Here is a 12,111-nt window from a genome sequence, read left to right on the forward strand (position 1 = left end):
TTTTTGTAACGCCGATGGAGAGTAACTTGCCCTATTGATTGTATACAACTCTATGGACATCTAGTCCTAACATTGCATACAGTGGCTGTACAACAAAAACAGAGAACCCCTCACCATGACTATCCCGAAGGCGTTACCGCAGCGGCCAGAAGATGAGAATCTCGGCGTCGCCGCCAACATGGCTTACGGTCTGCAACATGTACTCACGATGTACGGCGGGATTGTTGCGGTCCCCCTGATTGTCGGCCAGGCAGCCGGGTTGTCCCCGGCGGATATCGGCCTGCTGATCGCTGCGTCGCTGTTTGCCGGTGGCCTGGCCACACTGTTGCAGACCTTGGGTCTACCATTTTTTGGCTGTCAATTGCCGCTGGTGCAGGGCGTGTCGTTTGCCGGTGTGGCAACCATGGTGGCAATTGTCGGGAGTGATGGCGCCGGCGGTGTGCCGGCGATTCTCGGGTCGGTGATGGCCGCGTCGTTTATCGGGTTACTGATCACCCCGGTATTTTCACGGATCACCAAGTTCTTCCCGCCGTTGGTGACGGGCATTGTAATCACCACCATCGGCCTGACCCTGATGCCGGTTGCGGCGCGCTGGGCCATGGGGGGCAACAGCCGCAGTGCAGATTTCGGCAGCATGTCCAACATTGGCCTGGCGGCGCTGACCCTGGTGCTGGTGTTGTTGCTGAGCAAAATTGGCAGCGCGACTATCTCGCGCCTGTCGATCCTGCTGGCGATGGTGATCGGCACGCTGATTGCGGTGTTCCTTGGAATGGCGGACTTTTCCGGCGTGACCCAAGGACCGATGTTCGGTTTCCCCACGCCATTCCATTTCGGCATGCCGACCTTCCATGTTGCCGCGATCATTTCCATGTGCATCGTAGTGATGGTGACGCTGGTCGAGACCTCCGCAGACATTTTGGCCGTGGGTGAAATCATCGACACCAAAGTCGACTCCAAACGCCTGGGCAACGGCCTGCGTGCCGACATGCTGTCGAGCATGTTCGCGCCTATCTTCGGTTCGTTCACCCAGAGCGCCTTCGCCCAGAACGTCGGCCTGGTAGCGGTGACCGGGGTGAAGAGCCGCTTTGTGGTGGCCACCGGCGGGCTGTTCCTGGTGATTCTTGGCCTGCTGCCTTTCATGGGCCGAGTGATTGCGGCAGTGCCGACCTCCGTGTTGGGCGGGGCCGGGATTGTGCTGTTCGGCACTGTGGCGGCCAGTGGTATTCGCACGCTGTCCAAGGTGGATTACCGCAACAACATGAACCTGATCATCGTCGCCACTTCCATCGGTTTTGGCATGATCCCGATTGCGGCACCAAGCTTCTATGATCACTTCCCAACCTGGTTCGCGACTATTTTCCATTCGGGGATCAGCTCGTCGGCAATCATGGCAATCCTGCTGAACCTGGCGTTCAACCACTTCACTGCGGGTAACTCTGACCAACAATCGGTGTTTGTAGCGGGGACCGAGCGCAGCCTGTGCTTCCGGGATGTGTCGGAACTGCGCGATGGAGATTACTTCAGCGGCGGCAAGCTGTTTGATGCCGAGGGGAGGGAGATTCCGTTGGTGGCGGATGCCCCGAAAAGGGCGACCAAAGCGGAGGCTACCGAGGTCTGAAATAGGGGAGCTGGTCCGCCAGCTCCCCCACTGATTCAGCCAGCCTTGAGTACCTTGTACTTCGCTGAACACACCTCATCCAGAAATTTCACCACAGTCCCCATGCACGCCTGGCGTTCTTCTACATGGGGCATGTGGCTGGAGTCTTCGAACAGCGCCCAGCGCACGTCGGCAATTTCATCCAGGAACGGCTTGACCACCAGCGGTGTGGCTTCGTCGTGTCGGCCAGAGATCACCAGGGTCGGTACGTTGATCGCCGACAGACGGCCTGTGGATTTCCAGTCCTTCAAGCTGCCGATCACATGGAATTCGGTCGGGCCACTCATGGCGTGGTACACCGTCGGGTCTGCATCGACCGCAGCGAACGTGCGCGCCACTTCCTCGGGCCACGGGATGACTCGGCACACGTGATGGTCATAGAACACCCGCGACGCGGCGAGGTATTCCGGGTCCTGGTAAGTGCCGGCAGCTTCGTGCTTGAGCAGGGTTTCATGCACACCTTCGGGCAACAATTTGCGCAGTCGGTTGGCTTCGCTGACCCAGGTACGCATGCAGGTGGGCGAGTTGGCCGGGATGAACGCGCGCAGGCCCTTGGGTTGCAGAATCGCGTGTTCACTGCCGAGCATGCCGCCCCAGGATTGGCCGAGGAGTGCGTAGTTATCGCTGATCTGCAGGTGGTCCAGCAGGTTGTTGAGTTCTTCGAGGAACAGGCCCACGGTCCAGAAATACGGGTCTTTTTCAGGCAGATGCGTAGAGCGGCCGTTGCCCAGCTGGTCATAGTGGATCACGGCGTGACCGCTGGCGGCGACGTCCTTGAACGCATCAACATAATCATGGGTGCATCCGGGGCCGCCGTGGATAACCACCAGGGGAGTGCGGCCGCTCGACAAGTCACCGGTGACGCGGTACCAGGTTTGGTAGGCGCCAAACGCCGCATACCCCTCGCGGATTTTTTCGATGAATTCCATTTCGTACCCTGCTCTGAAAAAAAGGATCAGGGACACGATAATGCGTGGGCGAAATTTAAGTAACTAGCAAAACAGCTAGGTTTTGCCGGGCGGTCAGTCTTCGAGCAGGCGGTAATGAGTGGCGCGCACCACCGCCTGTACGCGGTTCTTGGCCCCCAGCTTGTGCATTGCCGAGGCCAGGTGCAGGGTGACCACCGCCAGGGAACGGCTCAATTGCGTGGCGATTTCGGCGGCGGTCAGGCCATCGGCGGCCCATTTGAGGCACTCGCGTTCGCGTTTGGTCAGGTGGATATGCGGATAAGTGCGCAGTTCCTTGCTGAACAGTGGGTAGGCCGCTTCCTGCAAGGCATGGGAAATCAGGCTGAAATCCGACAAGGTCTGCTGAGCATCCTTCAACACGGTGCGGGCGTTGCCGGTGCGCAGGCCGGTCAGCGAAGCGAAGCCGCCACGGGGCAGGTGGATCGGCACGCTGACGCCGCAAGTCAATTGCTGGTCGTGCAAGTAGGATGAAACCGGGGCATGGCAGGGATCAATGATCTTTTGCAGTGGGGTATCGACCTTGACGTCGTAGGACCATACGAACGGTGACACCGTACTCAGGGCCAGATGTTGCACCGGGTCTATCTGATAGAACCCTTCGCCGCACCACAAGGCATGCCAGTCGGACGGGGTATTGCGCAGTGCGAGCACCGAGGGGGTGATCAATGTGCCATCCTGGTCGATCGGCACCGGGGTGTAGTCATACACCAATGCATCGAAGCCCAGCTGCTGGGCGAGGATAAATGTGTTGTCCATCTGCTCATCCAGGCTCCTGCCCGGCATCAGACGGTGATTTAACGCAGTCAGCTTGGCCAGCATCCGTTCTGCTCCCGAATTCATTTGAATCTCGACTTGCGGCAAGTAGAATGCCACGCCCCGGCGAAGGACTGCCAGGCCAAACCTATAAGAACTACTAGGTTATGGACGCACGGCATCCTCGGTAGTGTTGGCCTGATAAACGGCCGCTACCTGCCAGGCCGATACAACACAAGGAATGTATGCATGTGGCGTGAAATTGCCCCCGACCAGCAGTACAACGTGCAAGTCGACGGCCATAACCTCGTGGTCTACAGCTTTGGCGAAGGCGATGAGGTGCTGTTGTGTCTCAACGGCGGGCCCGGCTTGCCGTGTGACTACTTGCGCGACGCCCATGGCTGGCTCAAAGAGCATAACCTGCGAGTGGTTGCATTCGACCAGCTTGGCACGGGCGCATCAGCCAGACCCACCGACGTTTCGCTGTGGGAAATCCGCCGTTATGTCGAAGAAGTCGAAACCGTGCGCCAGGCACTGAACCTCGGCCGCGTGCACCTGCTCGGGCATTCCTGGGGCGGTTGGCTCGGGATCGAATACGCCATCTACTACCCCGACGCACTGAAAAGCCTGATCCTCGAAAACACCGTCGGCGATATTCCGCACCTGTCCCAGGAACTGGAGCGTCTGCGCGGCGCCCTCGGCAGCGAAACCGTGGCCATGATGCAGCGCCACGAAGCTCTGGGCACCCTGGACCATCCGCAGTACCAGGCCGCGATCACATTGCTCAATTATCGCCACGTATGCCGTCTCGACGAATGGCCTGAGCCGGTCAAACGCTCGCTCGGCGACTGGAACATGGGCCCCTACGAAACCATGCAGGGCCCCAACGAATTCCTCTATATCGGCAATCTCAAGGACTGGAACCGTATCCCCGAGATGGCCGCGTTCAAGATGCCGATCCTGATTACCACCGGCCAGCACGATGAACTCACTCCAGCCTGCGCCATGCGCATGAAACTGGCCGCAAAACACGCCGAATTGCACGTCTTCCCCAACAGCAGCCATATGCCTTTTTATGAAGAGCCCCAGGCGTATTTCCCGGTGCTGCTGGACTTCCTAGCTCGTCACCGAGGCTGACGGATGAACCTGGCGCGTTACCGCTTTGTACTGTCCCGACCACTGCAATTGCTGCCGGTGCTGCTTGGCATCAGCCTGATCACCTTTGTGCTGGTGCGCTCGATTCCCGGCGACCCGGCGCGCGCGCTGCTGGGCTCGCGCAGCACGCCCGACGCCTTGCTGAAAATCCGCGCCCAGTACGGGCTCGACCAGCCGTTGTGGCTGCAATATTTCTACTTTTTGAAAAATCTGCTCAAGGGCGACCTTGGCCAGTCGCTGCTGTACAAGGTCGACGCGCTCAAGCTGATCGTCACGCGCATCGAACCTACGCTGGTGCTGGTGCTTGGCAGCGTGGTGCTGGCGCTGGTGATTGCGGTGCCGTTGGCGACCTTGGCCGCGCGCAACAAGGGGGGCTGGGCGGATAACCTGATCCGTGTGTTCACCACGGTCGGCCTGGGCATGCCGGCGTTCTGGCTGGGGTTGATGTTGATCCTGTTGCTGAGTGTGCAGTGGGGCCTGTTCCCGGTGTCCGGCTACGGCCGGACCTGGTTGGACAAAGCGCATCACATGGTGCTGCCGTGCCTGACGATTGCCTTGGCACTGTCAGCGGTGCTGGTGCGTAACTTGCGGGCGAGCATGTTGATGGAATTGCAGGCCGACCACGTGACCGCCGCCCGAGCGCGTGGGTTGTCGCAAGCCGCAGTGTTTCGCCGACACGTGTTGCCCAACTCCCTGGTGCCGGCGGTCAATCTGCTGGCGGTGAACATCGGCTGGCTGATCAGCGGCACGGTAGTCATTGAAAGCCTGTTCGCCATCCCCGGCATTGGCCAATTGTTGGTGCGCGGGATTTTTACCCGCGATTACATGGTGGTGCAGGGCGTGGCCATGGTGCTGGCCTGCGCGACGGTGGTCGTCAACTTTATCGCTGACGTAGTAACCGTCGCCCTCGATCCGCGAGTGAAGATGCAATGAGCGGCCGTCCGTTGCTTGCCCCTTGGCGCTTGCGTCTGCGCTTCGGCTTTCGCAATGGCCGGCTGACGGCTGCGTGGGGCTTGTTGATTCTGCTGGCGTGGTTGGTGCTTGCGCTGTGCGCGCCGTGGATCGCGCCTCACGACCCGATTGCGCAGAACACGGATTACAGTTTGCTCGGTCCCAGCCTTGCTCATCCCTTTGGCACGGATAACTACGGAAGGGACATCCTTTCGAGGGTGATCTGGGGCGCGCGGATTGACCTTCAACTCGCCATCGTCGGGGTGATCTTCCCGTTCATGATCGGCACCTTCATCGGCGCGGTCTCCGGTTATATCGGCGGGCGTTTCGACAGTGTCTGCATGCGTGTGATCGATGTGATCCTGGCATTTCCGTTTCTGGTGCTGATGCTGGCGATCATGGCCATTCTCGGCCCAGGCTTGAAAAGCTTCTACATCGCCATGGCGCTGGTGGGCTGGGTGTCCTACGCGCGGCTCATTCGCTCGCAGATCCTGGTGCTCAAGGAAAGCGATTTTGCCCTGGCTGCCAAAAGCCTGGGGTTTGGCCATGGACGGATTCTGTTCCGGCACTTGCTGCCCAATGCGATGTTCGGCTCCATCGTGTTTTCCATGTCGGACGCGGTGTTGGTGCTGCTCAATGGCGCCGCCGTGAGCTTCCTGGGCCTGGGCGTGCAACCGCCGACCGCCGAGTGGGGCACCATGGTCGCCGAGGGGCAAGCCTTCATCACTACCGCGTGGTGGATCTGCACCTTTCCGGGACTGGCCATCGTGACCTTGGCCATGGGCTTCAGCCTGCTCGCCGATGGCGTGGCGCAAGTGTTGGGGGATCGCTCATGAGCCTGTTGCAAGTGCGCGACCTCAGTGTGATCGCCAACAACGCCGGGCGTGATGTGACCCTGGTCGATCGTGTGTCCTTCGATTTGGCCGAGGGCGAAATCCTCGGTCTGGTAGGGGAAAGCGGTTCGGGCAAGACCATGGCCTGTCGCGGCCTGATGCGTTTATTGCCGTCCGCCAATCTGCGGGTGCAAGGCGGTGCTGTAAGGCTGGCCGGCCGGGATCTATTGTCGCTGGATGACGCCGGCATGCGTGCCGTGCGCGGCGGTCAGTTGGGCATGATTTTCCAGAACCCCAGCAGCCACCTCGACCCGTTGATGCGCATCGGTGAGCAAATTGCCGAGGGCATTCGCCTGCATCAAGGCGCTTCGAAAAAAGACGCGCGACGGCAAGCCATCGACGTGTTGCGCCAAGTGGGCATCCCCGATCCTCAGACGCGGGTCGACAACTACCCCCATGAGTTTTCCGGCGGCATGCGCCAACGCGCGATGATCGCAGTCGCCCTGGGCTGCAACCCGAAAGTGCTGATCGCCGACGAACCGACCACCGCCCTGGATGTGACAGTGCAGGCGCAAATCCTGCGGCTGTTGCTGGAGCTGCGCGACCAGCGCGGTCTGTCGATCATCATGATTACCCACGACCTCGGCGTGGTCGCGCAGACCTGCGACGCCATTGCCGTGATGTACGCCGGGCGCCTGTGCGAGCACGGCAGCAAATACGAGCTGCTGGCCCATCCGCAACATCCTTACACCGCAGGCTTGATCGACTGCCAACCCGCCCACAGCAGTGGCCACGCCTTGCTGCGCACGATTCCTGGACAGCCCCCTTTGCTGGACGCATTGCCCGCTGGCTGCCGCTTCAATCCGCGTTGCCCGCAGGTCGGCGCGTTGTGCACCGAGGTGCTGCCGGAAGGCGCGCGAGTGGCCTGTCATTATCCGTTGGGAGCGCAACCATGAGCCTGTTGCAGATCAAGGACCTTGAGGTGAAGTTTGCCGCGTCGGGCAGTGGCTTGTTGGGATTGAACAAGCAATGGGTGAGGGCGGTGAACGGTGTGTCGCTAGACCTGGCGGCAGGCGAAACCCTGGGGTTGGTCGGCGAGTCCGGCAGCGGTAAAAGCACCCTGGGTCGGGCTATTTTGCACCTCAACCCGATCAGCGCCGGGCAGGTATTGTTTGATGGCATCGACATGGCCCACGGCAGCGCCATCGACATCACTCGCCTGCGCCATGAAACCGCAATGATCTTCCAGGACCCGTATGCCGCGCTGAACCCACGCCATACCATCGGCGAAATAATTGCCGAAGTGTTGCGCGTGCAGCGCAAGGTTGCGCCGGAGCGGGTTCCGGCTCGCGTGAATGAGCTGCTGGACCTGGTCGGCCTGCGCCCCGAGTTGGCCAGCCGCAAACCCGGCTCCCTCAGCGGCGGCCAATCCCAGCGCGTCGGCATCGCCCGGGCGCTGGCGGTGGAGCCGCGCCTGATCATCGCCGACGAATGCGTGGCGGCGCTGGATGTGTCGATCCAGGGCCAGATCATCAATCTGTTGCTGGAGCTGCAACAACGCATGAACCTGGCGATCCTGTTCATCGCCCATGACCTGGCCATCGTGCGCCGACTGTGTGACCGCGTGGCGGTGATGTATTTGGGCAAGATCGTCGAGGAAGGGCCGGTGGAGGCGATCTTCACGGCGCCACGCCATCCGTACACGGCGGCGTTGATTCAGGCGATTCCCGAGATCGATCCCCATCGGCCATTGTCTACCGAACCCTTGCCGGGTGAACCACCGAGTCCACTGAATTTGCCTACAGGCTGTGCCTTTCACCCGCGTTGCCGACATGCTCGAGCCATGTGTTCCGTGGTATTGCCGCCGACGCATTTCCTGCACGAGCATCGGTACAGTTGCGTGCTTGAAGAACCTTTGCTTTGACCTTCCCCTGCCATTCATGAACAAGGAGTTATGACATGCAATCGCGCCACTTGAAGTTGCTCGCCGCCGCTACATTGACCGCATGGTCCCTCACCGCCGGGCTGGCGCACGCCGCCGGTGTGCTGACCATCGGCTGCCGTGAAGACAGCACCACGTTCGACCCGATCAAAAGCGCACAAAACCGCGACACCTGGGTTTTCGCCAACGTCTACGACACCCTGGTGCGCGTCGACAACCTGGGCACCAAGATGGAACCGGGCCTGGCCGAAAGCTGGGACATCTCCAAGGACGGCCTGACCTACACCTTCAAACTGCGTGATGCGAAGTTCTCTGACGGCTCGGCGATCACCGCTGACGACGCGGCGTTCAGTCTGTTGCGCATTCGCGACAACAAGGCCTCGCTGTGGGCTGATCCGTTCAACTTGATCGACACGGCCAAGGCGTCAGACCCGAAAACCCTGGTGGTCACGTTGAAGACTCCGGCTGTGGCCTTTCTCTCGCAATTGGCGTCGCCGACGGTGTCGATCCTGTCGGAAAAAGCCATGACCAAAATGGGCGAAGACGCCTACTCGGAAAACCCGGTGACCTCCGGCGCGTTTACCGTGGATGAGTGGCGCAAGGGTGATCGGGTGATCCTCAAGAAAAACCCGAACTTCTGGCAGGCCAAGAACGTAAGCCTGGATGGTGTGGAGTGGGTCTCGGTGACCGACGACAACACCCGCATGCGCATGGTGCAGAACAATGAGCTGGACACGGCGATCTTCGTACCGTTCTCGCGGGTTGAAGAGCTGAAGAAAGACAAGAACGTGGTGATTCACGCCGACCCCTCCACCCGTGAAGATCACCTGCTGATCAACCACGAGCATGGCCTCCTGGCCAAGCCGGAAGTACGTCAGGCGCTGGACATGGCCATCGATAAACAGTCGCTGGTGAAGACCGCCACTTACGGTCAAGGCACCGTGGCTTATTCCTACATTCCCAAGGGGTCGTTGTACCACTACGCCAACAACCTGCAACGCCCGTATGACCCGACCGCTGCGAAGAAGCTGCTGGAACAGGCCGGTGCCAAGGACTTGAAGCTCAACTACGTGGTCAACGCCGGCAACGAAGCCGACGAGCAGATTGCGGTGATCATCAAGGATCAACTGGCCAAGGTCGGCGTGACCGCCAACCTGCAAAAGGTCGACCCGACCCAGAGCTGGCAGATGCTGGTGGACGGTGAGTACGACATTTCGGTGATGTACTGGACCAACGACATCCTCGACCCGGACCAAAAGACCACCTTCGTGCTGGGCCACGACACCAACCAGAACTACATGACCCGTTACAAGAACGACAAGGTCAAGGCACTGGTGGCGCAGGCGCGCATCGAGGCTGACCCGGTCAAGCGTGAGCAGATGTATGTGGAATTGCAGAAACTGGCAAAACAGGATGTGAACTGGATCGACCTGTACTACAGCCCATACATCAACATCTCACGCAAGAACGTGAGCAACTTCCTGCAAAACCCGCTCGGCCGTTTCACGCTTGAGGACGTCGTGAAAAACTAAAAAGAGCGCCGCAATACCAATGTGGGAGCGAGCAAGCCCGCTCCCACAATTGGCTCGGTGTTGTGTCAGATATTATTGCGCATCGAACGCCTGGCCATTGATGCCGGCACTGTCCGGCCCCATCAGGTACAGGTACACCGGCATGATCTCTTCCGGAGCAGGCCGCTCCATCGGGTTTTCCCCCGGATACGCCTGGGCGCGCATGCTGGTGCGCGTGCCGCCAGGGTTGATGCTGTTGGCGCGGACCGCAGCCACATCTTCAAGCTCATCGGCCAGGGTCTGCATCAAACCTTCGGTTGCAAACTTCGACACACCATAGGCGCCCCAATAGGCCCGGCCTTTACGCCCGACGCTGCTGGAGGTGAACACCACCGACGCATCCTGGGACAATTTGAGCAGCGGCAACAGCGTGCTGGTCAACATGAACATCGCATTGACGTTCACGTGCATCACCCGCATGAAATTCTCACCGGACAACTGCTCGAGCGGCGTGCGTGGGCCGATGATCGACGCGTTGTGCAGCAGGCCGTCGAGGTGGCCGAATTCTTTTTCGATCATCGCGGCCAGCTCATCGTATTGATGGGGCAGGGCGGTCTCCAGGTTGAACGGGATCACCACCGGCTGCGGTTGGCCCGCCGCTTCGATTTCGTCATACACCTGGGCCAGATTGGCTTCGGTCTTGCCCAGCAACAGCACGGTGGCGCCATGGGCGGCGTAGGTTTTCGCCGCGGCCGCGCCAATCCCGCGGCCGGCGCCGGTCACCAGGATGATGCGGCCCTTGAGCAGGTCTGGACGTGCGGAGTAATCAAACATAAACAGCCTCGACAGAAATTCAACAGATTGCCAACACCAGGCTTGAGAACAGTGAAGAACCGCCGCTCCCACATTTAGATCCCCATTGTCCTTAGCAACTGCACAGAGCGTTATCCAGCACCTTGCGCAATTCCAGCGGGTGATCCACCACCACATCGGCGCCCCAATGGCGCGGGTTGTCGTCCGGGTGGATGTAGCCGTAGGTGACCGCTGCAGTGCGCGTGCCGGCGTCGCGGCCGGACTCGATATCGCGCAGGTCATCGCCCACGAAGAGCACGCTGGCCGGGTCCAGGTCGAGCATCTTGCACGCCAGGATCATCGGCTCCGGGTCCGGCTTGCTGTTCTTCACGTGATCGGGGCAGATCAGCAGCGCCGAGCGTTCGGCCAGGCCCAGTTGCTGCATGATCGGCTCGGCAAAACGCACTGGTTTATTGGTGACTACACCCCAGATCAGGTTGGCCTTCTCGATGTCTTCGAGCAGTTCGGCCATGCCGTCGAACAGTTTGCTGTGGACCGCGCAGCCTTTGAGGTAGCGCTCGAGGAATTCCTGGCGCAACTCTTCAAAGCCTGGGGATTCCGGGTCCATGGAAAAAGTCACGGCCACCATCGCCTTCGCACCGCCGGAGATTTCATCGCGGATGTGCTGGGGGTTGATCGGCCCCAGGCCGCGGTCGGCGCGCATGGCCTGGCAGATCGCGATAAAGTCCGGCGCGGTGTCCAGCAGGGTACCGTCCATATCGAAGAGAACCGCTCGCAACTTCACAGGCTCACTCCTCGCGCAGGGTTTGGATCATGTAGTTGACGTCGACGTCGTTGGCCAGCTTGTAGTGCTTGGTCAGCGGGTTGTAGGTCAGGCCGATGATGTCCTTGACGGTCAGCCCGGCCTGGCGGCTCCACGCACCCAGCTCGGACGGACGGATGAATTTCTTGAAGTCGTGGGTGCCGCGCGGTAGCAGCTTCATGATGTATTCAGCGCCGATGATCGCGAACAGGTAGGCCTTGGGGTTACGGTTGATGGTGGAGAAGAACACCTGGCCACCGGGCTTGACCATGCGGAAGCAGGCGCGGATCACCGAGGACGGGTCCGGTACGTGTTCCAGCATCTCCAGGCAGGTGACCACGTCGAACTGCTCGGGCATTTCTTCGGCCAGGGCTTCGGCGGTGATCTGGCGATATTCCACGCTCACGCCGGATTCCAGCTGGTGCAGTTGGGCCACGGCCAACGGCGCTTCACCCATGTCGATGCCCATGACGGTCGCGCCGCGCTGGGCCATGGCTTCGCTGAGGATGCCACCGCCGCAACCCACGTCCAGTACCTTCTTGCCGGCGAGGTTGACGCGTTCGTCAATCCAGTTGACCCGCAGCGGGTTGATGTCGTGCAGCGGCTTGAATTCGCTTTCCCGGTCCCACCAGCGGTGAGCCAAGGCTTCGAATTTGGCAATTTCAGCGTGGTCGACGTTGCTCATGGTGAATCCTCTAAACCTGATAAATCGTTGGGTCGGTCCTG

12 protein-coding genes are annotated in these 12,111 nt (G+C 60.4%); 7 read left to right on the plus strand and 5 right to left on the minus strand.

Annotated features, from left to right (window positions below):
* Window positions 1–115: 115 nt before the first annotated feature.
* Window positions 116–1,618: a nucleobase:cation symporter-2 family protein gene (locus tag LVW35_RS07880; RefSeq protein WP_233894643.1), complete on the plus strand. Its 1,503-nt coding sequence runs from the start codon at window positions 116–118 to the stop codon at window positions 1,616–1,618.
* A 35-nt stretch (window positions 1,619–1,653) separates the two neighbouring features.
* Here LVW35_RS07880 and LVW35_RS07885 read toward each other — a convergent pair whose 3' ends face one another.
* A complete protein-coding gene (locus LVW35_RS07885) occupies window positions 1,654–2,586 on the minus strand; it encodes a proline iminopeptidase-family hydrolase (protein ID WP_233894644.1) in 933 nt (310 codons plus the stop codon).
* 93 nt (window positions 2,587–2,679) lie between these two features.
* On the minus strand, window positions 2,680–3,444 hold the full coding sequence (locus tag LVW35_RS07890) for a LuxR family transcriptional regulator (protein WP_233896427.1): 765 nt from the start codon (window positions 3,442–3,444) through the stop codon (window positions 2,680–2,682).
* A 183-nt stretch (window positions 3,445–3,627) separates the two neighbouring features.
* On the opposite strand from LVW35_RS07890, the gene LVW35_RS07895 reads away from it, so the two are divergent.
* Genes LVW35_RS07895 through LVW35_RS07920 form a run of 6 tightly spaced genes read left to right on the plus strand, consistent with a single transcriptional unit; the run spans window position 3,628 to window position 9,791 of the window.
* Window positions 3,628–4,515: a proline iminopeptidase-family hydrolase gene (locus LVW35_RS07895; protein WP_233894645.1), complete on the plus strand. Its 888-nt coding sequence runs from the start codon at window positions 3,628–3,630 to the stop codon at window positions 4,513–4,515.
* Between the two features lie 3 nt (window positions 4,516–4,518).
* Window positions 4,519–5,466, plus strand: a complete 948-nt coding sequence (locus tag LVW35_RS07900; protein WP_233894647.1) for an ABC transporter permease — start codon at window positions 4,519–4,521, stop codon at window positions 5,464–5,466.
* A complete protein-coding gene (locus LVW35_RS07905) occupies window positions 5,463–6,320 on the plus strand; it encodes an ABC transporter permease (RefSeq protein ID WP_233894648.1) in 858 nt (285 codons plus the stop codon). The genes LVW35_RS07900 and LVW35_RS07905 overlap by 4 nt, the downstream gene beginning before the upstream one ends.
* Window positions 6,317–7,273, plus strand: a complete 957-nt coding sequence (locus LVW35_RS07910; RefSeq protein WP_233894649.1) for an ABC transporter ATP-binding protein — start codon at window positions 6,317–6,319, stop codon at window positions 7,271–7,273. Before LVW35_RS07905 ends, LVW35_RS07910 begins: the two co-directional genes overlap by 4 nt.
* Window positions 7,270–8,241 (plus strand): ABC transporter ATP-binding protein, encoded by a 972-nt coding sequence (locus LVW35_RS07915; RefSeq protein WP_233894650.1) that lies wholly within the window; start codon window positions 7,270–7,272, stop codon window positions 8,239–8,241. Before LVW35_RS07910 ends, LVW35_RS07915 begins: the two co-directional genes overlap by 4 nt.
* A gap of 35 nt (window positions 8,242–8,276) precedes the next feature.
* Window positions 8,277–9,791: an ABC transporter substrate-binding protein gene (locus tag LVW35_RS07920; protein ID WP_233894651.1), complete on the plus strand. Its 1,515-nt coding sequence runs from the start codon at window positions 8,277–8,279 to the stop codon at window positions 9,789–9,791.
* A gap of 72 nt (window positions 9,792–9,863) precedes the next feature.
* On the opposite strand, the gene LVW35_RS07925 is transcribed toward LVW35_RS07920, so the two are convergent.
* The 3 genes from LVW35_RS07925 to ubiG form a co-directional block, all read right to left on the minus strand.
* Window positions 9,864–10,604 (minus strand): YciK family oxidoreductase, encoded by a 741-nt coding sequence (locus LVW35_RS07925; RefSeq protein WP_233894652.1) that lies wholly within the window; start codon window positions 10,602–10,604, stop codon window positions 9,864–9,866.
* A 91-nt stretch (window positions 10,605–10,695) separates the two neighbouring features.
* Window positions 10,696–11,367 carry an N-acetylmuramic acid 6-phosphate phosphatase MupP gene (gene mupP, locus LVW35_RS07930; protein ID WP_233894653.1) on the minus strand — a complete coding sequence of 224 codons (672 nt, stop codon included), beginning with the start codon at window positions 11,365–11,367 and terminating at the stop codon, window positions 10,696–10,698.
* 4 nt (window positions 11,368–11,371) lie between these two features.
* On the minus strand, window positions 11,372–12,070 hold the full coding sequence (gene ubiG / locus LVW35_RS07935; protein ID WP_003189760.1) for a bifunctional 2-polyprenyl-6-hydroxyphenol methylase/3-demethylubiquinol 3-O-methyltransferase UbiG: 699 nt from the start codon (window positions 12,068–12,070) through the stop codon (window positions 11,372–11,374).
* Window positions 12,071–12,111: the final 41 nt, after the last annotated feature.

Origin of the sequence: Pseudomonas sp. HN11, from assembly GCF_021390155.1 — a bacterium.
Lineage (GTDB): Bacteria > Pseudomonadota > Gammaproteobacteria > Pseudomonadales > Pseudomonadaceae > Aquipseudomonas.